This is a genomic window from Microbacterium sp. BH-3-3-3 (genome assembly GCF_001792815.1).
In the GTDB taxonomy this organism is placed as follows: Bacteria; Actinomycetota; Actinomycetes; order Actinomycetales; family Microbacteriaceae; genus Microbacterium.
On the sequence record NZ_CP017674.1, the window covers coordinates 1,692,592 to 1,715,206 of the forward strand.

Genomic DNA, 22,615 nt, shown 5'->3' on the forward strand with positions numbered 1-22,615 from the left:
CGGCATGTCCCACTTCGTGCGACTCACGCCCTCGGAACCTGCACGAAGTGGGACACGGGGGCTCGCCGTTGGGGCAGAGTCAGCGTGGCGCGCGCTTGCGGGGTTCGGGGCGCGCATTGTGCAGTGGGGCGTCCCTGACCCGCCCCGCTGCACCGTTGCCGCCCCATTCCAGGCGTGGCTCCTCGGCTCGCCGACGCCGCGGCCGCGTCCCGCGGTCAGAGCGGCGTCGCGCCGCCCCGCACGACGATGCCGCCGGATGCCGGGACGTCGACGTCCAGCACGCTCGGCCGGCCGATGTGCCGCCCCTGCCGCACCGTGAAGCCGAACGGAGCGGGAACGCCGACGCGCTCGCGCAGATACGCCCCCAGCGAGGCGGCGGCGGAGCCCGTGGCGGGGTCTTCGGTGATGTCGCCGACGGGGAAGAGGTTGCGGGCCTCGGCGACGAGGCCGTCGGCGAGACCGCCCGCGACGTGCACCACGATGGCGGTGCCCTTCCATCCGCGTTCGTCGAGGAGTTCCCGCATCGCACCGGGATCGAAGGTGAACGTGTCGAACACCTCGCGCGCGGTCACCGCGACGACCGGGTGCAGGTTGCCGGCGAAGGACTGCGCCAGCGGCATCCGCTCGTCCAGGTCGGCGTGGGTCAGGCCCATCAGGCCGAGCAGGCGGTCGGCCACCTCGGGCTCCAGGTCGATGACCCGCGGCTCGACGCTGGTGAACCCGGCGACCATGGCGCCCTCGGCGTCGCGCTCGGTGACCACGTCGACCGCGCCCGCAGCGGTGTCGAAGACGTAGCTGCCGGTGCCCTCGATCTCGGCGAGCGCGACCGCCGTCGCGATGGTGGCGTGTCCGCAGAAGGGCACCTCGTCGTCGGGCGAGAAGTACCGCACGGCGACGCGGTCGCCCTCGCGCGCAGTCACGAACGCCGTCTCGGGGTGGCCGAGGTCAGCCGCGATGCGCTGCATCTGCGCGTCGTCGAGGGAGGTCGCGTCCAGGACGACACCCGCGGGGTTGCCGCCCCCGGGTTCGGCCGCGAAGGCGAGCAACTGCAGGATGCCGGGGGTGTCGGTCATGCCACGATTCTCGTGCAGGACCGGCGATCGTCTGACAGCCAATCCAGGGTGAGTGGATCGGTCGCCGCACTCCGGCGACGCCGCCCGTCGGGTGACGTTCGCCGCGCACCCGATCGCCGTACCGCCTCAGCGGGGCTCCGCGCCCAGGTGCAGCACCGCCTCGGCGAGCGCGCGGATCCCCACCGCCACATCGCCGCCCGCGACCGCCTCGTCGGGGTGGTGGCTGATGCCGTCGGGATTGCGCAGGAACAGCATGCCGACGTCGGTGATGGCGCCGATCGCCATGGCGTCGTGCCCCGCGCGGCTGAAGAGGGTGGGGGCCTCGCCGCCGATGCCCGCGCGCACGACGTCCTGCAGCAGCGGGGCACAGAACACCGCGGGCGCACTGTGCACCTCGCGGGCGCTCCACCGCAGGCCGCGGCGGCCCATGATGGCATCCAATTCGGCCGAGATCGCGTTCCACGTGTCGTCGCGGGTGGTGTCGAACTCACCGCGCAGGTCGAGCGAGAGGTGCGCCTCACCGGGCACGACGTTCACCGCGCCGGGGAACGCCTCGAGCTGTCCGACGGTGCCGACGATGTGGTGCTCGCCGCGGCAGATGCGCTCGACCGCCAGGGCGGCTTCGCTCGCGCCGAGCAGCGCGTCGCGACGCAGGTCGTAGGGCGTGCCGCCGGCGTGCCGGGCCTCGCCCTCGACGACGAGCTGGAAGCGCCGCGCCGACGCGATCGACGACACCGCGGCGAGCGCCTGCCCGGCGCGGTGGAGTTCGGGTCCCTGCTCGATGTGGGCTTCGAGGTAGGCGACGAGGTGGTCGGGCTCGCGGGCGGCCTCGCCGATACGGCCGGGGTCGAGACCGAAGTCGCGGAACGCGTCGCGCAGGGTGACTCCGTCGGCGTCGGTCAGCTCCCACCAGGAGGCATCCCACTGGCCGGCCACCGCCGACGACCCCAGCAGCGCCTTGCCGAAGCGCGTGCCCTCCTCGTCGGAGAACGCGACGACCTCGAGAGCGAACGGGAAGGGACTGGATGCCACGCCGTCGTCGTCGATGCGTCGCACGAGCCGCACGACCTCGAGGGCCATCAGCACGCCGACGATGCCGTCGAAACGGCCGGCGTCGGGCACGGTGTCGAGGTGCGAGCCCATCAACAGCGCCGGGGCGTCGGGCGCCCCCGCGGGGGCGAGACGGCCGACCTGGTTGCCCACCGCGTCCTGTCGCGTCGTCATGCCGAGCTCGCGCATCCACTCGGCCGCGAGGCGGTTGACGCGAGCGTGCTCGGGCGAGAGGTAGACGCGCGTGATGCTGCCGGGCGTTGCGGTGATGCGCGCCAGTTCTTCGCACCGCCCCATGACGCGCCGGGCGGCCGCGTCGATGTGCGCGGGATCGACGGCGAGGCGCGTGGCGGCGGTCACGATCGCTCTCCGCGCGAACGAGGGCCGCGGCGACCGCGGCCGAGCACGACGGCCGCACCGGGGACGAGAGCGCGGCTCACGCCACCGCCCCCGCGTACACGCCCTGCGCCGCCTCGACACCGCCGCCCGCGGGCACCGCTGCCCCGTGTCGACGCAACACCGCCTCGAGGGCGGCGAGGGTGGTGAGCACCGCATCGGTACGCGCGTTGTAGCCCATGGTGCCGATGCGCCAGACGCGCCCGTGCAGCGGGCCGAAGGACGTGCCGATCTCGATGCCGAAGTCGCTCAGCAGCTCGCTGCGCACGGCGTCGCCGACGACGGCATCGGGGATCTCGACCGCCACGACGTTGGTCATCTTGTGGGCCACGTCACCGAACACGGTGAGCCCCAGGCCCTCGACACCGGCGAGCATCGCGGCACCGTGCAGGGCGTGCCGCTCGATCACGGCGTCGCGGCCCTCGAGCAGCAGCACGCGCGCGCACTCCCGCGCCCCGTAGAGCATGGTCGTGGCCTCGGTGTGGTGGTTGAGGCGCCGCGGGCCCCAGTAGTCGAGGATCATCGCCAGGTCGAAGTAGTTCGAGCGGATGAAGTCGGAGGCCACGGCATCGCCCTCCTCGCGGATCCCGGCTTCGACGCGCGCGCGGGACCGCACGATCTCGACCGCGCGATCCGACAGGCTGAGCGGCGCCGACCCCGAGGGGCCCCCGAGGCATTTCTGCAGGCCGGCGGTGGCGGCATCCAGCCCCCAGGCATCCATCTCGAAGGCGTTGCCGCCGAGCGAAGCGGTCGCGTCGGTGTAGAAGAGGGCGCCGTGGGCGCGGCAGATCTCGCCGATCTCGTCGAGGGGCTGCAGCATGGTCGTCGAGGTGTCGCCCTGCACGCAGGCCACCAGGTGTGGCTTCACCCGCTCGATCGCCTCGCGGATCGTCGAGACCGGGAACACCTGCCCCCACGGCACCTCGATCGTGTGCACCTCGGCCAGCGCGCGCTCGGCGATCTCGGCGAGCAGGTGGCCGAAGCGCCCGAACACGGGCACCAGCACCCGGTCCCCGGGACGGATCAGCGAGATCATCGCGGCCTCGATGCCCGCGCGGCTCGTGCCGTCGATGAGCACGGTGGCGTCGTTGTCGGTGCCCCAGACCTGCCGATACAGATCCTGCGTCTCGGTCATGGTCGCGGTCATGAAGGGGTCGTACTGACCCACGAGCGGCGCACCCATCGCGCGCAACACGCTGGGGTAGGCCGAGATGGGCCCGGGGCCCATCAGCAGACGCGCGGGCGGGTCGATCGGGCCGGGGATCTGGGTGTTCACGAGGTCTCCATGGTGCGGGAGCGGCAGAGGCGGGAGGGACGGGGGCGACGGGGGCGACGGGAGCGGAAGGAGCCGGGGCGGAGGGACGCGCCGCGCAGAACTCCTGAGTTTCCGACGGCGCCCGCGGTTCGCGCCCCGTCGTCATGGGGTCGGGTGCTGAACGCGACGCGTTTTCTCAGGAGTTTCGCACGGGAGGGGGCGCCGTCCCGGAACCGCATCCGCACCCTCACGACGTGCCCACGCCCGCGCCCACCAGGGCGGCGAGCCGACGCGCGAGGCGAACGAGGGCGATGTCGGTGCCGGCGCGCGAGACCAGGCACACGCCGACCGGCGCCGGACCGGCCGATGTCGGCAGCGTCAGCAACGGCACCGAGACGGCGGGCAGCCCCGCCACCGCCGCCGGGGCCGTCATACGCAGCGTCGCGGCGCGGACGGCCTCGACATCGGCCGTCCGCAGCGGAGCGGGGCCCGGCACCGTGGGGAAGATCAGCACGGCGTCGCCGACCAGCTCGGTGAGGTGCTCGGCGAGGGGCTCGAGGTCGGCGCGGGCTCCCGCCTCCGCCTCGGGTGTGATGCGCGACGCGATCTCGAAACGTTCGGCCACGGCCGGGCCGACGGCGCCGGGATGCGCGCGCAGCCAGTCGCCGTCGTTGCGCCACGCCTCGGCGCCCTGCACCGTGCGGAACGCCGTGAACGTGGCATCGAGATCGCCCGTGTGCACGGCCCGGAACGGGGGCGGATCATCGGATGCCGCGAGCGCGGCCAACAGACGCGAGAACGCCGCGCGGGTGGCGGGTTCGACGTGGTCGAGGATCTCTTCGGGCACGAGGAAGCGCCACGGCAGGTCGGCACCCGAAGCTCCGTAGACGTTCTCGGTCGAGTCGGAGCCGTCGTAACTGAGGCACCAGTCGGCCACCTTTTGCAGCGTCGCACCGTCGCGGGTGAGCCACCCGACGGTGTCGAAGGACTGCGCGAGCGGCAGCATGCCCTGGCGAGGAACGAGGTCGTGGGTCGTGCGCAGACCCCACAGGCCCTGGTACGACGCCGGCACACGGATGGAACCCGCGGTGTCGGTGGCGAGGCCGATGTCGGCGTGTCCCGAGGCGACCGCCGATGCCGGTCCGCTCGACGATCCCCCCGGGAGCGCGCCGACGACGGCGCCGTTGGGCGGGGTGCCGTAGTGCGCGTTGTCTCCGGCGATCGAGTAGGCGAACTCGTCGGTGCGGGCGATCCCGCGAAGCGACGCACCGCCCCGCAGCAGGTCGGCGACCGCGGGAGCCGTGGCCTTCTCGGGGCGCGCCCCTTCGAGGAAGGTCGGGTTTCCGGCGCCGATGCGGAACCCGGCGATCGCGAAGAGGTCTTTGACCGCGACCGTGAGCCCCGCCAGCGGCCCCTCCCACGCGCCCTGCAAGAACGGATCGCCGACACTGCGCCAGATCGTACGGTCGAGCGCCGGGGTACGCGGGGTGACGTGCGCGGCGGTGATGAGCCAGCGTCCGTCGATCCGCTGCCACACCTGCGTCTGCAGGCCGCGCCCACCGCCGACGAAGCGCGAGACCGACATCAGCAGGGCGGCGTCGCCATCGGTGCTCTCCCCCTCGGTCGCGGACGAGAGCGGCCGATAGTGGATCTCGGCGATGTCGCGAGGGGGGACGCCGCCGCGAAGCGAGCGGAAACCGCTGATCGCGTCGTGACCGATCAGGAGCCCCGCCGTATCACCGCGGAGGGTGTCGGGGCCGGGCGCGAAGAACGCGTCGAGGGCGTCGAGGTCGTTCGCGACGATCGCGCGCTCGTACGCGTCGAAGGCCGCACGGAGGTCGGCGGGGAGGGGCGGGGCGCCGGCGGCTCCGGGCGCGGTCTCGGTCGGGCGAGTGGCCGGGACGGCGGCTCCGGTCGCGGTCTCGGCCGTCCGGGCGGCGGGCGCGGTGCCGGCGTCGCCGGTTCCGGTGGCCGGGTTGCTGGCATCCATCATCGTGCGACCCCGTGCCCTCTGTCGTCGCGCCCGTCGAGTGTCCGAGACACGCCGTTCCGGGGCGGCGCCTCACGGCGTGTGATGGACACTCGACCCTCAGCGGGCTGGAGGGCGGACTCGACGCGGGCGAGTGCGGCCTCTAGTGCGGGGGTCATGCGGTGCCTCCGTCGGGGATGGGGCTGGATGCCAGGGGCTCGGGCTCGACGGCCGGGACACCCGCGAAGTCGGCCTCGCGGATGCGCGCGTGCACGCCCGAGACGATGTCGACCACCTGCGAGATGTCGAAGTCGGTCGCCGCGCTCAGGTAGGCGTAGCCCAGGTGCTCGTCCATGCCCCAGCGGCCGCGCAGGAGCGCGAGCGACGAGCGCACGCAGGCGCGCATGGCCGCATCGAGATCGGGATCCATCCCCGTCGGCACGAGGTAGTCGGGCGTGCGCACGAGGGGACCTGCGACCTCGCCGAACGCTGCGCGGGCCGCGACCGCGGGAATCACCTCGAAGCGCAGCGTGGCACGCAGCGATGCTTCGAGCGCGGTGAGCGCGACCTCGCCGTCGCCCTGCGCGAAGTGCGGGTCGCCGACGTACGCGAGCGCCCCCTCGACCTGCACGGGGAGGTAGAGGATCGTCCCCTCGACGAGGAGATTGATGTCGATGTTGCCACCGTGCGTGCCCGGCGGCACCGAGTGGGGTCGGTCGGAACCGGCGACGGCGACGCCCATCGTTCCGAGGAACGGCGCGAGGGGGAACGCGACGACCGGGTCGCCGCCCTCGACGACGGGGAGCGTGCCGTGCAGGATGCCGTCGCGTTCGGCGACGGCGGCGAAGACGCTGACATTGTGCTCGCCGCGCGGCAACTCGCCCACGAGCGCACCCTTGCCGTGCCGGTTCGAGATGACGCCGTAGGGCACCCGCGGAACGAGCGTCTCGACGGTGATCTTGAGCAGGTCACCGGGGTGCGCATCGCGCACGTGCACGGGACCGACGACGACGTGGGGTCCGTCGGCCATCGCATCGCGCGAGACGGATGCCGCGATCTCGACGGCGTCGTCGAGCACCTGCTCCCGCGGAACACCGTGTGCCGCGAAGTAGGCGGCCGGGTCTTTGCCCTGGTCGTCGAGGATGCCCTCGTGACTGACGGTGTCGAACGTGACGCTGGCACCCGACGCGATCTCGAGCACGGCGGTGTCGCCCGCGCACGGCAGGCGCCCCCAAAGGACGGTGTCGGGGGTGGCGCGAAGGTAGTGGTCGCCGGGCACGGCGCCGACGCCGGGCTGGAGGATCGGGACCGGCGACGCGGCACCGGGCACGGTCGCCTCGACAGGCTCAGGGACCTCGGCCTGAACCCTGGCCCCGGCGTAGGCCCCGGCCGCAGCACGGGTCGCGGCGGGGACCCCGGCCGCGGGGGCGCTCACGCCTCCACCGCCGCGGGGGTGTGCAGGATCTCGCGGCCCTCACGCTCGGTCACCGCAGCACCGCGGCGGTACACCGACTCACCGCGCAGCCAGGTCTCGCGTACGACGCCGGTGAGGGTCTTGCCGTGCCACGGCGTCACGGGGTTGCGGTACTCCAGCGCCGTGGCATCGACCACGAAGGTCTCGTCGGGAGCGAAGGCGACGAGGTGAGCCGGCGCTCCCGGTTCGATGACGCCGAGCCCCTCGAGGCCCGCGATGCGCGCGGGGCCCGTCGTGAGCAACGGCAGGAGGCTCTCGAAGGCCAGCCCGCGCTCGCGGGCGGTGGTGTGCACGGCCGACAGGCCGGTCTGCAGCCCCGCGATGCCGCCCCAGGCGAGGCCGAAGTCGGGATTGCCCTTCAGCTCGACGGTGGACGGCGAATGGTCGCTGACGATCGCGTCGATGGTGCCGTCGATGACCCCCGCCCACAGCAGGTCGCGATTGGCGCCACCGCGGATCGGCGGGCAGCACTTGAACGCCCCCGCACCGTCGGGCACGTCTTCGGCCTCGAGGGTCAGGTAGTGCGGACACGTCTCGACCGTGAGACGCACGCCCTCGGCCTTGGCCGCCCGCACGTCGTCGAGCGCGCCGCCGTCGGAGACGTGCACGATGTGCGCGCGGGCGCCCGTGCGGCGTGCGGCGTCGATCACCCGGCGGATCGCGGCCCGTTCGCTGAGCGGGGGGCGACTGGCCTCGAAGTCGCTGTAGCGGGACCCGAGTGCGCCATCGGGGTGCAGGTGCGCGGGGTCTTCGGCGTGCACGATGAGCAGGCCGTCGAACTCGGCGAGTTCGGCGAGGCACCGCTCGAGCTGGTCGGTGTCGAGGTGTCCGAACTCGTCGATGCCGCTCGGCGACAGGAAGCACTTGAACCCGACGACGCCGGCCTCGGAGAGCGTGCGCAGCGTTCCGAGGTTCTCGGGGACGGCGCCGCCCCAGTACGCCACGTCGACGGCGAGCTTTCCCGCCGCGGCCGCGCGCTTGGCATCCAAAGCCTCGGGGGTGGTGGTGACGGGCAGGCTGTTCAGCGGCATGTCGACCACCGTCGTGACACCACCGGCCGCCGCGGCGGCGGTGCCCGTCGCGAATCCCTCCCACTCGGTGCGGCCCGGTTCGTCGAGATGCACGTGCGAGTCGACGAGCCCGGGCAGCAGCACCGCGTCGCCGGGCAGCACGGTGGCGGCAGCGGCGTCGAAGGGCTCGACGGCGGTGATCACGCCGTCATCGATCACGACGGTGGCGGGGCTGAAGGCGCCGTCGAGGTAGACCCGTCGGGCGGCGATCCGTGTGCTCATGTCGTTCACGCTAGGCGCCCCGCATTTCCTGAATGTAACCGTCATCAACATTCATGCGAAAACTGCCAGATCGCCCGCGTGGGGAGAAGGGGCGCGGACCGACCCCGCCGCGCCGCCCGCCGCCATACCGGGGCGCTCGCCGTGCACCGGGGCGTCCACCGACCGCCCCGGTGCACGAAACGCGCCCCGTTCGCGGCCGTCCGCGCCACCCGACACCCCCGCGGGGCGGGGCTCCCGCGGCGGCCGCGCGTACTCGTCGCGCTTGCTGGTTCGAAGCCCCATGCGCACCATCCCGGATGCCATGCCCACAGCCGCCGCGACCCCGTCGACGACCGGCACCCCGATTCGCGCCGTGAGCTCGGCGCAGAGATCGGCCATGCCGGCGCAGCCGAGCACGATGACGTCGGCGCCGGCGGCCGCGGCGCGCGCCCCGTACCGCTCGATGGTCGTGACCGCCTCGGATCCCGTGTCCTCGAGGTCGAGCACCGGGATGCCGGTCGCCACCAGTGACACGCAGGCGCGCTCCATGCCGTACCGGGCGACGAGGTCTTCGGCACGGCCCAGCGTGCGGCTGAGTGTGGTCACGACCCCGAAATGCCGACCCGACACCGCCGCCAGGTGCATCGCCGCCTCGGCGATGCCGACCACCGGGGCCTCCACGATCTCGCGTGCCGCGTCGAGGCCCGGGTCGCCGAAGCACGCGATGACGTACGCGTCGGCCGGGTCGTGGCCGTCGCGATCGGCCGCGATCGCCTCGACGACGGCCGCCGCCGCCGCGATCTCGTCGGTGTGGCTCTCGATCGCGTCGGCTCCGGTGGCGGGACACACGGCCTCGATGAGCACGTCGGGTCCCGCCACCTCCCGGGCGGCGTCGGCGATCTTCTCGGTCATCGCCCGGGAGGTGTTGGGGTTGATCAGCAGGATCCTCACGCGAGCACCTCGCGGGAGGGTCCGGCGGTCGGTCGCCGGAGCGCTGACGCGAGGGTCGCGGCATCCGGAACCTCGTTCGCGAGCACCGGCGCCGAGTCCGGCGCGGCCGCAGCGTTCTGCGCGAGCACCGCACCCGACGCCGACGCTGCGGTCCCGGCATCCTGAACCGTCTGCGCGAGCACCGGAGCCTCGGATGCCGCGACCTCGGCGACCGCGTCGACGGTGCCGTCGGAGATGCCCTCCGTCTCGCCCTCGAACGTCGGGATGCGGGGGTCGCGGCGCTCGAACAGCAGGAACAGCACGTAGCCCAGGCCGCAGCCGATGAACCAGCTGTAGTCGCTGATCCACGAGACGTTGAAGAGGGCCAGATCGGCGAACAGCTTCGGGAAGATCGCGATCGCGACCGTCGGAACACCCGCGGCGATGACCGCCTTGACCGCGTTCGGGTTGAAGCCGTTGCGGTACCAGTAGGGGCCGGCGGTGTCCATCGTGAACATCGCGTCGACCTTCACGCGCTGACGGGCGGCGATGTAGTACCCGGCGATCAGGATGCCGAAGAGCGGGCCGATCAGCGCCCCCAGCACGCCGAGCGAGTAGTGGATGGCGTCGGCGTTGGAGTACCAGTTCCAGGGCATGAGGAACGTCGAACCGACGGCGGCGATCATGCCGCCCGCGCGCCACGAGATCTTCTTCGGGGCGACGTTGGAGAAGTCGAACGCGGGCGAGATGAAGTTGGCGACGATGTTGATGCCCACCGTGGCGGTGACGAAGGTCAGGCCGCCGAGGAGGATCGCGAAGGGGGTGTCGATGCGCTCGACCGTCGCGATCGGGTCGGTGATGAGCGAGCCGAACACCGGCACGGTCGCCGAGGCGGTGATGACGGTCAGCAGCGAGAAGAAGAGGAAGTTGATCGGCAGACCCCAGAAGTTGCCCTTCTTCACCGCGGCGAAGCTCTTGCCGTAGCGGGCGAAGTCGCCGAAGTTCAGCATCGGGCCCGAGAAGTACGACACCACGAGCGCGACCGCGGCGAACATCACGGGGATCGAGGCCCAGAAGTCGAGCTGGGTCGTCGAGAGGGTGAACGAGATGTTCTGGATGCCGGCCTGCGACACGAGGTAGACGGCGAGCACGATCATCACGAGGTAGACCGCCGGTCCCGCCCAGTCGATGAAGCGGCGGATGACCTCCATGCCGTTCCAGAACAGCAGGAACTGCGCCGTCCACAGAATGGCGTACGAGATCCAGCCCAGGGCAGACAGACCCGCGAACGACACGTCGAGCAGGGCCGCGGAGCCGGGGATGAACTTCAGGAACACGATGTTCAGCGACTCGGCCGCGAGGAACGTCTGCACGCCGTACCAGGCGATGGCGATGAGGCCGCGGATGATCGCGGGGATGTTCGCGCCCCGGATGCCGAACACCACGCGGTTGATCACGGGGTAGGGCACGCCCGTCTTCTGGCTGGGCTTGGCGACCAGGTTGGCGAAGATCTGCACGATGACGATGCCGGCGATCAGCGCCACCAGCACCTGCCACGACTGCAGCCCGAGCGCGAAGAGCGAGCCCGCGGTGACGTAGCCGCCGACGGAGTGCACGTCGCTCATCCAGAAAGCGAAGATGTTGTAGCTCGACCACTTCTGCTTTCGCAGCGGGGCGAGATCCTCGTTGGCGAGTCGGTCGTCGTAGTGCGGCTTCATGTTGCCCCCGCCGTGGGGGTGGCCAGCGGCCTCCACGAGATCGTGGGGACCGGTGAGCGGCGTCGTGGTCATGTCATTCCTCTCAGGACGATGGATGCCACGACGTGGAGTCCGCGGCCGGAGTGGAGCTCTGATGTGAAGTTATGGGTTCACATCGTGCGCTGGGTTTCACTCGTGTAACAGACATGTGAAGTCAGGTCTTCACGAGCGAGGCGTCCTTAGACTCGGGGCATGACGCAGCCCGCCGCCATTGACGACGCCCGCGCCACGCCCACCGATGCCCGCACCGACGTCGCGACCACGACGGACGCGGGAGTACCCGCCGAGGCATCCGTCGGCGGACGCATCCGCGACCTGCGCCAGTCCCGCGGCATCTCCGCACGCGCCCTCGCGAAGACCCTCGGCATCTCCCCCAGCGCCGTCTCGCAGATCGAGCGGGGAGTGATGCAGCCGAGCGTCTCGCGCCTCATCGCCATCACCGACGCCCTCGGGGTTCCGCTCGTGGCGGCCTTCGACCCGGCATCCGACCGCCCCGTCGAACCCGCCGGCCCCTCGGGATTCACGCTGCAGCGCGCGGGGCAGACGCCCGACATCGTGCTCGACAGCGGGGTGTCGTTCCGTCGCCTCACCCCCGGTTCGTCACCGGGCATCGACTACTTCGAATCGATCTACCCGCCCGGAGCCGCCGCCCACGGCGCCGACGGCCTCTTCCATCACGAGGGGTACGAGGTCGGCACGGTCGTGGCGGGCGAGCTCACCATCGACTTCGAAGCCGAGCGCGTGATCCTGCGCGCCGGCGACGCGATCAGCTACCCCTGCTCGGTCCCCCACCGCCTGCACAACACCGGCGACGCGGATGCCGTGGCGCACTGGCTGATCGTGCACGGCTGAGTCCGGGCGCGGCCGGGTCGGGTTCGGGGCGCGATGCGTGCACCGGGGCGGTCGTTGCGCGCCCCGGTGCACGGAACGCGCCCCGCAGTGGGGCGTCCGGCCCGCGCCTCCGCCACCGGAATGTTCCCCACAGCAACATCGCCGACACATCGCGCCACAGCCCCGTAACGCAGCACCCCTAACCTGGCCGACATGCACCTGCACGACTTCCATGCCCTCGACGACGCGGATGCCACGGCGGTCGTCCGCGTCTGGGCCGACGTGCCCGGCTGGGTCGACGCCGTCGTCGACGGCCGCCCGTACGCGAGCGTCGACGCCCTCGCCGCCTACGCCGCGGACCTCGCCGCCGCCTGGTCGCCCGCCGACCTCGAGGCCGCCCTGCACGCCCACCCCCGCATCGGCGCGAACGTCTCGGGCGACGGGGCCGAGGCCGCGGCATCCCGTCGCGAACAGGGCTCGATGGCCGCCGCCGCCGATGACGACGTCGCCGCGATCGCCGCCGGCAACACTGCGTACGAGCAGCGCTTCGGCCGCGTCTTCCTCATCCGCGCCGCCGGCCGCACCCCGGGCGAGCTGCGAGCCGAGCTCGAGCGCCGCCTCGGCAACGACCCCGACGGCGAGACCATCGAAGCCACGCGCCAACTCGCCGAGATCGCCCTGCTGCGCCTGCGCACGACCTTCGCCGACGACGCCCCCGCCGAACCGGAGGCCGCCGAATGAGCCACCTCACCACCCACATCCTGGATGCCACGGCGGGCACCCCCGCCGCGGGCGTCGCCGTGACGCTGGCCCATCTCGACGGCGCGACGATCGACGCGGCCGAGACCGACGCCGACGGCCGCCTCGCCCTCGGTCCCGACCGCCTCGACGACGGCGACTACAGCCTGACCTTCGCCACCGGGGCGTACTTCCGGTCCCGGGGTGTCGCGTCGTTCCACCCCGTGGCGAGCGTCGCGTTCACCGTCGCGGGCGACGCGCACCTGCACGTGCCGCTCCTTTTGAGCCCGTTCGCCTACTCGACCTACCGCGGCAGCTGAGGAGCACCATGAGAGTCATCGTCATCGGCGCGGGCGTCGGCGGCACCTCGGCCGCCCTCGCCCTGCAGAAGCTCGGCCACGACGTCGTCGTCTACGACCGGATGCGCGAGAACCGCCCGGTCGGAGCAGCCCTGTCGCTGTGGTCCAACGGCGTCAAGGTGCTGAACTGGCTCGGCCTCGGACCCCAGGTCGTCGCCCTCGGCGGGCGGATGGACGACATGGCCTACTACGACGGCCACACCGGAGACGAGCTCTGCCGCTTCAGCCTCGCCCCCGTCACCACCCAGACCGGTCAGCGTCCGTACCCGGTCGCGCGCGCCGACCTGCAGCAGCTGATGATGGATGCCGTCGGACCCGCGAACATCCATCTCGGCCGTCAGCTGGTCGGGGTGTCCGACGACGGCGAGACGGTGACGGCCACGTTCGCCGACGGGACGACCGACACCGCCGACCTGCTCATCGGCGCCGACGGAGCACGCTCGCTCGTGCGGGACTACGTCACCGAGCCCACCGGCATCCGCCCCGAACGCACGTACTCCGGCTACGTCAACTACAACGGCCTCGTCGCCGCCGACGAGCGCATCGGGCCGCTCGACCAATGGACGACCTACGTCGGCGACGGCAAACGGTGTGCCGTCATGCCCGTCGCGGGCGACCGCTTCTACTTCTTCGTCGATGTGCCCGGGCCTTCGGGTGTGGTCGAAGACCGCATGTCGGCTCTCGAGGCCGCGTTCGGCTCGTGGGGCGCCCCCGGGGTGCGCGCGCTCCTCGACGGCATCGACCCCGACGAGTCCCTGAACCGCGTGGAGATCTGGGACATCGACCCGTTCGACACCTGGGTGCGCGGTCGCGTGGCCATCCTCGGCGACGCGGCGCACAACACCGCCCCCGACATCGGTCAGGGCGCCTGCTCTGCCCTGGAAGACAGCTTCGCCCTGGGCATCGTGTTCGCGACCTCGACCCTCGGCGTCGAAGACGCGTTGAAGCGGTACGAGCGCATCCGCACCGAGCGGGCGGGCGACCTGGTGCTGCGCGCCCGCAAGCGCGCGCACGAGACGCACGCCTTCGACGTCGACGCGACCCAGGCCTGGTACGACGGACTGCGCCGTGAGGACGGCACGGGCGTCATCCGCGGCATCGTCGGCAACATCGAGGGCAGCCCGGTGGAACTCGGGGCGAGCGTGCTGGGCTGAGCCTCGCCACGAACCTCGTCCCACTTTCGGCGGCCTGGGAGCCGCGCAGGCAGCCGTTTCGGGGACACGGTCCACCGAAAGCGGGACGCGGGCCGCGCGGACGCGACGCGAAGCCGAGCCGGGCGTGTGACCTCGCGTGACGGCGGGACGGGGACGAGCGCGGAGGGCCGTGGCACCGTGGGACCGACGCACACCGACCCCGCACTGCCTTCGGGAGGCACCATGTCCGAGTACTTCGACCGCACCGCCGACAAGACCTACACCAAGGTCTACAAGGCCGAGACGCCCGACATCCTCGCCGCGTTCGCCGCCTTCGACCAGGCCGTCTTCGCTCCCGAGGGGCGCGCGATCCCGCTGAAGTACCGCGAGCTGATCGCGCTGGCGGTGGGCATCACGACGCAGTGCGTGTACTGCATCGACGGGCACTCGCAGAACGCCGTGAAGGCCGGCGCGACCGAGGCCGAGCTCGCCGAGGCGGCGTGGGTCGCCACCGCCATCCGCGCCGGCGGCGGCTACGCGCACGGACGCCTGGCGTTCAAACTCGCCGACGACGCCCGTCCCGACCACCAGCACTGACCCGCGCCGTGGCCGACATATCCCCCCTCGAGGCCGAGGCGCTCGAGTTCATCCGCGCCCTGATCCGCATCGACAGCGTCAACACGGGCGAGGCCGCGACCATCGGCGACGGCGAGACCCGGGCCGCGCTGTTCGTGCAGGACCAGCTGCGCGACGCCGGGTACGACACGACGCTGGTCGAGCCGGTGCCGGGACGCGCGAGCGTGATCGCGCGTCTGGCGGGGTCGGATCCGGATGCCGGAGCACTCGTCGCCCACGCCCATCTCGACGTCGTGCCCGTCGAGGCCGAGAACTGGACGCACCCGCCCTTCGGGGCCGAGATCCACGACGGCGTCCTGTACGGCCGAGGGGCCGTCGACATGAAGAACTTCGCCGGGATGCTGCTCGCGATCGCCCGCGCCTTCCGCCGCGACGGCATCGTGCCGCGGCGCGACCTGATCTTCGCCTTCTTCGCCGACGAAGAGGCCGGGGGCGTCTGGGGCGCACGGTGGATCGTCGACAACCGCCCCGAGCTGTTCGCCGGAGCCACCGAAGCGCTCAGCGAAGTGGGCGGCTTCTCGCTGCCGCTGCCCGACGACCGCTGCGCCTACCTCGTCGCCACCGCCGAGAAGGGCGTCACCTGGGCCACACTCACCGCGCGCGGCCACGCGGCCCACGGCTCGCGGCCCACCGCCGACAACGCCATCGTGCGGCTGTCGCGGGCGGTCGCCGCCGTCGGCGCGCACCGCTTCCCCCTCGTGCGCACGGCCACCCTCGAGCGTTTCCTCGAGGTCTACGGACGCGCCAGCGGTCGTCCCTTCGACGGTGCCGACCTCGACGACGATCTCGAGCGGCTGGGTTTCGCCGCCTCGCTGATCGGCGCGAGCACCCGCTCGACGGCCTCGCCCACCGTGCTCGAGGCGGGCACCAAGACGAACGTCATCCCCTCGTCGGCCTCGGCGCGCCTCGACATCCGCGTGCTGCCCGGGCAGGACGACGCCCTGCGCGACGAGCTCACGGCGCTCGTCGGACCCGACATCGAGATCGCGTGGGGACGCGCGGTGCACGCGATCGAGTCGCCCGTCGACGCGCGGCTCGTCGACGTGCTGCAGGACGCCATCACCGCGGAGGACCCCGGGGGCACGGTCGTGCCGTACCTGCTGCCTGCCAGCACCGACAACAAGCACCTCGCACACCTCGGCATCCGGGGCTACGGTTTCGTGCCGTTGCGGGTGCCCGCCGACTTCGACGTGTTCGGGCAGTTCCACGCCGCCGACGAGTGCGTGCCCGTCGACGCCCTGCACTTCGGCACGCGGGTGACGGCTCGGATCCTGCGCGAGGCGTGAGGCCGGCCGGGCGGCGGCGAGGTCGCCGCACGGCCCCCCGCTGCGGCGGGCCGAACTCCTGAGGAACCGGATGCCGAGGCCGACTCCGCCGCGAAACGACGCGCCGCGCGCCGCGCCGCCGTCGCGATCCTCAGGAGTTCGGCCCGCCCCGGCCCGGTGCCCCGCCTGCCCCCGGCCCCGCCGTACCTCGACGAGCCGTCACGCGCAGGCCTGTTACCCCGCGTGGCGCGGGGTTGCGGTGCGTATCGGGGCGTTGCGGCGTGTGAAACCGCGCCGCACGCGCCCTCCGACCCCGTCATAGCGTTTCGGTCACCCACCGGCGTCCCCGCCGGTCCGGAGTCCGAGGAGCACCCATGACCACCACCGCGCCGGCGTCCGCCGCCCGCCCGAACGCCGAACCCACCGGCACGCCCGCCGCCGCCCGAATCGACCTCGGCACCATCGCCGTCGTCCCCACGCGTCACTGGTGGCGCTGGATCTTCAGCGCGCTGCTGGTGTTCGTCGTCGCGCAGTTCGCGTGGAGCCTCGTCACGAACGACCGCTACATGTGGGACACCTTCGCGCAGTACTTCTTCTCGGAGCCCGTGCTCATCGGCATCGGTTACACGCTCTCGCTCACCGCCATCTCGACGGTCGTGGGGTTCACGCTCGGCACGGTCCTCGCCCTCGGCCGCCTGTCGGCGTCGCCGCTGCTCAACGCCGCGGCGTGGGGCTACATCTGGTTCTTCCGCTCGGTGCCCCTCGTGGTGCAGATCATCGTCTGGTACAACCTCGGCTACCTGTACCCGACACTGGGCCTGGGCACCCCGTTCACCACCGACTTCTGGATCGTGGAGTTCCCGACGGTGCAGCTGGTCAGCGCGTTCGCGGCGGCAATCCTGGGGCTGGGTCTTCATCAGGCGGCCTACTCGGCCGAGATCATCCGCGGCGGTCTCGTCTCGGTCGACCCCGGTCAGCACGAGGCGGCGGCGGCGCTGGGCATCCCGGCATCCCGTCGGCTGTTCCGCATCATCCTCCCGCAGGCCATGCGCTCGATCGTGCCCAACGCCACGAACGAGGTGATCGGTCTGGTGAAGGGCGCGTCGGTGGTCTTCGTGATCGCCATCCCCGAACTCTTCTACGCGGTGCAGGTCATCTACAACCGCAACAGCCGGGTGATCCCGCTGCTGCTGGTGGCGGTGGTCTGGTACACGCTCATCACGACGATCCTCAGCGTCGCCCAGTACTACATCGAGCGCCACTACGCCCGGGGCGCGGCTCGGGCCCTGCCGCCGACCCCGGTGCAGCGGGCGCGCACCTGGGCCGGCGTCCAGTGGGCGCGCCTCGGCGACACCCCGGCGCCGCCGGGGCGAACGGATGCCACCGAGCCCGCCGCGACGTCGACGGGGGGCCGCGCATGACCGCCGTCACCGCGACGCGCGGGCTCGTCGAGATCCATAACGTGCACAAGAGCTTCCACGGCGTCGAAGTGCTCAACGGCATCGACCTCACGGTCGAGCCCGGCGAGGTCGTGGCGCTGCTCGGACCCAGCGGTTCCGGCAAGTCGACGCTGCTGCGCACGATCAACCACCTCGAGACGGTGGATGCCGGCTCGATCACGGTCGACGGCGAGTTCATCGGCTACGAGCTGCGCCACGGCAGGCTGCACGAGTTGCACGAGCGCGAGGTGCTGCAGCGGCGGACGCGGGTGGGGATCGTGTTCCAGAACTTCCACCTCTTCCCCCACCTCACCGCGCTCGAGAACATCACCGAGGCGCCCCTGGCCCTGAAACGGCTGGGGAGAGACGAGGCGCGCGGGCTCGGCCGGAGCCTGCTCGACCGGGTCGGTCTCGCCGACAAGGCCGACGCCTACCCGAGGCAGCTCTCGGGCGGCCAGCAGCAGCGCGTCGCCATCGCTCGAGCGCTGGCCCTCACACCTCAGGTGCTGCTCTTCGACGAACCCACGAGCGCGCTCGATCCGGAACTCGTCGGCGAGGTGCTCGACGTCATCCGCGACCTCGCGAAGCTCGGCACCACGCTGGTGATCGTCACGCACGAGATCGGCTTCGCCCGCGAGGTGGCCGATCGCGTCGTGTTCCTCGACCAGGGGCGCATCGTCGAACAGGGCACGCCCGACCAGGTGCTGGAACACCCGCGGCACCCGCGTACGCGCGAGTTCCTGGCCAAAGTCCTCGGCTGAACCCGAGCCCCGCCCCCCGAGTCGCGCCGCCCGCGCGCTCGCTCCGACCCGTACCCGAAACGCCTTCCGGCGCCCGCCGGAGGCATCACACCGCCGTCCGTGACGCGACACCGGCGCCACGGCATCCACCCCTCACAAGGAGACACAGCATGGCCCTCAGCAAGAAGCAGAGCATCGCGATCGGCGTGATCGCCGCGGCGGTCGTCGCCGTCGTCGCCGGCGGCGTCGCCCTCGGCATCAACCGCCCGGCCGAAGCGGTCGCGGCGGCGGAGCCCTCGGCATCCGCCCCCGCCGTCGAGTGGGTGCACACCGATCCGATCCCCGACGCCGTCGCCGCGCTCGAAGCCAGCGGCTTCACGCCCATCGAGCCGGGCAAGCTCACCGTCGCGGTCGGAGCCTTCGTGCCCCCGCTGAGCTACGTGCCCGACGGCGAGACGCTGCCCGCCGGCACCGAGCCCAACATCGGCTCGCTCATCGCCGAGAGCCTCGGCCTCGAGTACAACCCCGTCGTGGTGGCGTGGGCGGATTGGCCCCTCGGCATCCAATCGGGCAAGTACGACCTCATCACCTCGAACGTCACCGTGACCGAGGAGCGCAAGGAGCTGTACGACTTCGCCAGCTACCGGCAGGACCTGCTCGGCTTCGCCGTGCGCTCCGACAGCGCGATCGAGAAGATCGACAAGGCCGACGACATCTCGGGCCTCAAGGTCGTCGTGGGCTCGGGCACGAACCAAGAGAAGGTGCTGCTGAGCTGGAACACCGAGCTGACGGCCGCGGGCAAGGCCCCCGCCGAGCTCAACTACTACGACGACAATGCCGCGGCGACCCTCGCCCTGCAGTCGGGCCGCGTCGACGCGACCTTCGGTCCGAACGCCACCGCCGCGTGGGCGGCGAAAGAGACCGGCGAGACCAAGATCGTCGGGATCGTCCCCGGCGGCTGGCCGCTGCAGGCCGACATCGCCGCGGGCACGAAGAAGGGCAACGGGCTCGTCGAGCCGGTCAACGTCGCGCTCGAGGAGCTCATCCGGAATGGAAAGTACGCCGACGTGTTGAAGGTGTGGAACCTCGAGTCCGAGGGCATCGAGACCTCGCAGATCAACCCGCCCGGACTCCCGAAGTCCTGACCTGAACGCGGCCCGGTCCTCGAGACCGGGCCGCGTTCTCGCTTCCTCGAAGGGATGCCATGACCACCTCCCTCCCCGCCGACCGCGCCGCGGGCGCCGGCGACGCCCTCGCGCCGGCCGAAGCCCGCACCGACGCCCCCGCCCTGACCATCCGCCTCGTCACGCCCGACGAGCACGCGGATGCCGGGCGCCTCACCGCCGACGCCTACCGCCACAGCTACGAAGGGCTCACCGCGGGCTACCTCGCGTCGCTCGCCGACGTTGCGACCCGGGTCGCGCAGGGCGAGGTGTGGGTCGCCCTCGACGGCGACGAGATCGTGGGCACCGTCTGGACACCCCGGCCCGGCGAGCGCCTGTCTCCGCTCGCGGTCGAGGGCGAGCTCGACTTCCGTCAGCTCGCCGTCGCGCCGACGGCCCGGGGGCGCGGCGTGGGCGAGGCCCTCACCCGTCACGTGATCGAGCTCGCCCGGGCGCGCGGAGCGGAGCGCGTCGTGATGAACAGCGGCCCCGAGATGCTGGGCGCCCACGCGCTGTACCTCAAGCTCGGCTTCCGCCGGCTGACCGAGCGCGAGCATCCGGTCGAGGTCGAGCCGGGGCGCTTCCTCGACCTGCGGGCATTCGCGTACGACCTCTGACGGCGCTGGTGCGACCCGCCCCGCACCGTTCGGGGCGGGGTTCGTGCAGTGGGGCGGTCATTGTCCGCCCCACTGCACGTTTCGCGCCCCGAACCCCCGCGCTCGGGCGGGCCGCCTCGCGCTCGCGCCGATGACGGCGACGTCGAGGATGTCGTCGGTCACGCGGCCGGCGATCCCGCGGCCAGCGGCTTCGCGAAGCACCGCGAGGCGGGGAACCGCACGTACGGCGCAAACGTGTCGATGGCGTGGTACCCGATGCGCTCGTACAGCGCGATGGCCTCGGGCTGCCGGTCGCCGGTCTGCAGGATGAGCCGGGACGCGCCCCGGTGCCGCGCGATGCGCTCGAGCTCGGCCATGAGCGCGCGACTCGCCCCCTGCCCGCGGGCGCGGCGATCGACGAAGACACGCTTGACCTCGAGCTCGCCGCCGAGGGCGCGGAGCGCCGCGTGGCCGACCGGCTCTCCGGACGACCCGTCGTGCACGAGCAGCACGTCGACGATCGTGGCGGGATCGACCGCGAAGTCCTCGGCCAGCAGGGCGCGCGTCTCGTCATCGAACGCCGCGAACGCCGCGGCGTACCGCGGGCCGATCTCGTCATCCATCGCGGCGCGCAACGCCACCGCCCGCTCGTCGTGCCAGTCGACCCGCTCGATCGTCCACGTGCTGTCCACCGCCGTCATCCCGTCAGTATCTCCCCGCTCCTCACGACTCTCCCCCGGCACCGGAAACCGCGGGTAACACTTCGGCGGGCGACACCCGCCACGCGGAGTCGCCGACCGTCACCGGGCGTCGAACGTCTTCACACGCCGTCATCGTGGGGTGGTCCGGTTGCGCGTCTCGTGACCCCCGGCTTGCACGGCCGCCGCGACCGGCGCAGAGTGTCCCGGTGACCTCCGCATCGCTCCTCGACGTCCCCCACGCCGACGCCACCGTCCTCGACAACGCCGCCTGGCACTCCCTGGCCGGCCCGCACTCCTCGTTCGCCATCGGCGGCGACCTCGTCCGCCGGTATCCCGAGGACGTCGCGCCGTTCGTCGCCGTGCGCACGTGGGACGAACCCGGGGTCTGGGACGCCCTGCGCGACCTCGTCGGACCGGGCGCCGACGTCGGCCTGTCGGGCTACGAGGGCGGCTTCCCCGAGGGGTGGGAGTACCTCGGCGGAGGCGAGGGGGTGCAGCTCGTCGAGACCGACGCCCTGCGGACGCGTCCCGATGACGAAGCGATCGAACTGGATGCCGCGGACGCGGCCGACATGATCGCGATCGTCGACCGTAATCAGCCCGGCCCCTTCCGGCCCCGCACCTACGAGCTGGGTCGATACATCGGCATCCGTCGCGAAGGCCGCCTGGTGGCCATGGCCGGCGAGCGCCTCCACCCCACGGGGTGGACCGAGATCAGCGCGGTCGCGGTGGATGCCGACCACCGGCGCCAGGGCCTCGCCTCGCGCCTCGTGCTCGACGTGGCGTTCCACATCCAGCAGCGCGGGGACCGCGCACTGCTGCACGCGGCGGCGACGAACGTCGGGGCGATCGCGGCGTACGAGCGACTGGGTTTCGCGCTGCGGCGGCGGAACCGGTTCGTCTCGGTGCGGACACCGGCGTGAGCCGACGGCGGGCCCTCGGCGCAACCGTGCTCTGACCGCGGGACTTCGCCGTAACCGCTGCTCGATCGAGCGCTGAGCGCGTCAGCCCCGCATCTCGCCCGGTTCGGGCCGAGAACTCACCCTCTGCGAACCCTCACGGGCCGACGGTGACAGGAGTGCCGAGAGGGAGGATCTGGGCGAGCTCGGTGATGTCGGCGTTGGACAGGCGGATGCACCCGTGACTGGCGGACTGGCCGATGCTCGCCTCGTCATCGGTGCCGTGCAGGCCGATCTGCCCCGGGCCCCCACCGAAGCTGGAGAGCACGTCGGAGAACGCCGATAAGCCGAAGGCGTAGGGTCCGTACCCCTCGTTCGTGGGCTCCAAGAGCTCGGTGAGGTAGAACGCACCGTGGGGCGTGGGGGTTCCACCCGTGCCCGTGGCCGCGGCGTAGGTCTTCACCGCTCGGCCGCTCTCGCTCAGCGTCAGGGTGTTCTGCTCGGTGGAGACGTCGAGGCTGTAAACGAGGGTCTGCAGGGTGACGGCATCGGCGGCGACCCATCCCGTACTCCCGTTCGGTCGCTGAGCGAGGGCGACCTGCAGCCACCCGTCTTGGCGCGCGACGACGAGGAGCGTCAGCGGCGCACCGGACTCCTGGGGGTTCGGGAGCGTCTGGGTCACGTCGCCGCCGGGCTCCGCGTGGATCGCGAGCTGCTCCGCGACGGCGGTCGCCGAGGTTCCGACGGCGGGTGGTGCGGTGGATTCGGGACTGCGGAACTTCGGTACGGGGGTGGCGGCGGAGCGGGAGGCGGCCGGCGTCGCCGCGGGCGGGCTCGCCGCGACGCACCCGGTGAAGAGCAGGGCCACCAGCAGGGTCGATGCTCCCACCAGGGCGCGAGCGGTCGTACGGCGGATCACGGGCTTCTCCGGAGGATCAGG

At 72.2% G+C, this 22,615-nt stretch carries 21 protein-coding genes; 11 read left to right on the top strand and 10 right to left on the bottom strand.

Features of this window, described 5'->3' with window-relative positions:
- Positions 1–215: 215 nt before the first annotated feature.
- The 8 genes from BJP65_RS07810 to BJP65_RS07845 all read right to left on the bottom strand — a co-directional run bounded on the left by BJP65_RS07810 (position 216) and on the right by BJP65_RS07845 (position 11,208).
- On the bottom strand, positions 216–1,073 hold the full coding sequence (locus BJP65_RS07810) for a PhzF family phenazine biosynthesis protein (RefSeq protein ID WP_070408748.1): 858 nt from the start codon (positions 1,071–1,073) through the stop codon (positions 216–218).
- 126 nt (positions 1,074–1,199) lie between these two features.
- Positions 1,200–2,483, bottom strand: coding sequence for an allantoate amidohydrolase (locus BJP65_RS07815; RefSeq protein WP_070408749.1), 1,284 nt, complete (start codon positions 2,481–2,483; stop codon positions 1,200–1,202).
- A gap of 76 nt (positions 2,484–2,559) precedes the next feature.
- Positions 2,560–3,747 carry an alanine--glyoxylate aminotransferase family protein gene (locus tag BJP65_RS07820; protein WP_181016019.1) on the bottom strand — a complete coding sequence of 396 codons (1,188 nt, stop codon included), beginning with the start codon at positions 3,745–3,747 and terminating at the stop codon, positions 2,560–2,562.
- Positions 3,748–4,021: 274 nt separating this feature from the next.
- Positions 4,022–5,767: an AtzH-like domain-containing protein gene (locus BJP65_RS07825; RefSeq protein ID WP_258027540.1), complete on the bottom strand. Its 1,746-nt coding sequence runs from the start codon at positions 5,765–5,767 to the stop codon at positions 4,022–4,024.
- A 151-nt stretch (positions 5,768–5,918) separates the two neighbouring features.
- On the bottom strand, positions 5,919–7,073 hold the full coding sequence (locus BJP65_RS07830) for an acetamidase/formamidase family protein (RefSeq protein ID WP_070408750.1): 1,155 nt from the start codon (positions 7,071–7,073) through the stop codon (positions 5,919–5,921).
- Between the two features lie 101 nt (positions 7,074–7,174).
- The gene (allB, locus tag BJP65_RS07835) at positions 7,175–8,509 is read right to left on the bottom strand and encodes an allantoinase AllB (RefSeq protein ID WP_181016008.1); all 1,335 of its coding nucleotides are present in this window, start codon (positions 8,507–8,509) and stop codon (positions 7,175–7,177) included.
- A gap of 51 nt (positions 8,510–8,560) precedes the next feature.
- A complete protein-coding gene (locus tag BJP65_RS07840) occupies positions 8,561–9,439 on the bottom strand; it encodes an aspartate/glutamate racemase family protein (RefSeq protein ID WP_083285770.1) in 879 nt (292 codons plus the stop codon).
- Positions 9,436–11,208: an NCS1 family nucleobase:cation symporter-1 gene (locus tag BJP65_RS07845; RefSeq protein WP_070408752.1), complete on the bottom strand. Its 1,773-nt coding sequence runs from the start codon at positions 11,206–11,208 to the stop codon at positions 9,436–9,438. Before BJP65_RS07845 ends, BJP65_RS07840 begins: the two co-directional genes overlap by 4 nt.
- Before the next feature lie 159 nt (positions 11,209–11,367).
- Here BJP65_RS07845 and BJP65_RS07850 point away from each other — a divergent pair, with 159 nt between their 5' ends.
- The 10 genes from BJP65_RS07850 (at position 11,368) to BJP65_RS07895 (ending at position 20,096) form a co-directional block, all read left to right on the top strand.
- On the top strand, positions 11,368–12,027 hold the full coding sequence (locus tag BJP65_RS07850; protein WP_070408753.1) for a helix-turn-helix domain-containing protein: 660 nt from the start codon (positions 11,368–11,370) through the stop codon (positions 12,025–12,027).
- Between the two features lie 192 nt (positions 12,028–12,219).
- Complete coding sequence (gene uraD, locus BJP65_RS07855; RefSeq protein ID WP_070408754.1) at positions 12,220–12,747, top strand: 2-oxo-4-hydroxy-4-carboxy-5-ureidoimidazoline decarboxylase; 528 nt, start codon at positions 12,220–12,222, stop codon at positions 12,745–12,747.
- Positions 12,744–13,064 carry a hydroxyisourate hydrolase gene (gene uraH / locus BJP65_RS07860; RefSeq protein WP_055832040.1) on the top strand — a complete coding sequence of 107 codons (321 nt, stop codon included), beginning with the start codon at positions 12,744–12,746 and terminating at the stop codon, positions 13,062–13,064. Before uraD ends, uraH begins: the two co-directional genes overlap by 4 nt.
- Before the next feature lie 8 nt (positions 13,065–13,072).
- The gene (gene hpxO / locus BJP65_RS07865; RefSeq protein ID WP_070408755.1) at positions 13,073–14,257 is read left to right on the top strand and encodes an FAD-dependent urate hydroxylase HpxO; all 1,185 of its coding nucleotides are present in this window, start codon (positions 13,073–13,075) and stop codon (positions 14,255–14,257) included.
- Between the two features lie 222 nt (positions 14,258–14,479).
- Positions 14,480–14,833 carry a carboxymuconolactone decarboxylase family protein gene (locus BJP65_RS07870; protein WP_055935442.1) on the top strand — a complete coding sequence of 118 codons (354 nt, stop codon included), beginning with the start codon at positions 14,480–14,482 and terminating at the stop codon, positions 14,831–14,833.
- A gap of 8 nt (positions 14,834–14,841) precedes the next feature.
- Positions 14,842–16,158, top strand: a complete 1,317-nt coding sequence (locus BJP65_RS07875; protein WP_070408756.1) for a M20/M25/M40 family metallo-hydrolase — start codon at positions 14,842–14,844, stop codon at positions 16,156–16,158.
- Between the two features lie 353 nt (positions 16,159–16,511).
- Positions 16,512–17,558, top strand: a complete 1,047-nt coding sequence (locus tag BJP65_RS07880; RefSeq protein WP_055935437.1) for an amino acid ABC transporter permease — start codon at positions 16,512–16,514, stop codon at positions 17,556–17,558.
- Positions 17,555–18,337, top strand: coding sequence for an amino acid ABC transporter ATP-binding protein (locus tag BJP65_RS07885; RefSeq protein ID WP_070408757.1), 783 nt, complete (start codon positions 17,555–17,557; stop codon positions 18,335–18,337). Before BJP65_RS07880 ends, BJP65_RS07885 begins: the two co-directional genes overlap by 4 nt.
- Before the next feature lie 149 nt (positions 18,338–18,486).
- Complete coding sequence (locus BJP65_RS07890) at positions 18,487–19,461, top strand: ABC transporter substrate-binding protein (protein ID WP_070408758.1); 975 nt, start codon at positions 18,487–18,489, stop codon at positions 19,459–19,461.
- 59 nt (positions 19,462–19,520) lie between these two features.
- Positions 19,521–20,096, top strand: coding sequence for a GNAT family N-acetyltransferase (locus BJP65_RS07895; protein WP_083285771.1), 576 nt, complete (start codon positions 19,521–19,523; stop codon positions 20,094–20,096).
- 158 nt (positions 20,097–20,254) lie between these two features.
- Here BJP65_RS07895 and BJP65_RS07900 read toward each other — a convergent pair whose 3' ends face one another.
- Positions 20,255–20,776: a GNAT family N-acetyltransferase gene (locus tag BJP65_RS07900; RefSeq protein WP_070408759.1), complete on the bottom strand. Its 522-nt coding sequence runs from the start codon at positions 20,774–20,776 to the stop codon at positions 20,255–20,257.
- Between the two features lie 206 nt (positions 20,777–20,982).
- On the opposite strand from BJP65_RS07900, the gene BJP65_RS07905 reads away from it, so the two are divergent.
- Positions 20,983–21,699: a GNAT family N-acetyltransferase gene (locus BJP65_RS07905; protein ID WP_070408760.1), complete on the top strand. Its 717-nt coding sequence runs from the start codon at positions 20,983–20,985 to the stop codon at positions 21,697–21,699.
- 133 nt (positions 21,700–21,832) lie between these two features.
- On the opposite strand, the gene BJP65_RS07910 is transcribed toward BJP65_RS07905, so the two are convergent.
- Positions 21,833–22,594, bottom strand: coding sequence for a L,D-transpeptidase family protein (locus BJP65_RS07910; RefSeq protein WP_070408761.1), 762 nt, complete (start codon positions 22,592–22,594; stop codon positions 21,833–21,835).
- Positions 22,595–22,615: the final 21 nt, after the last annotated feature.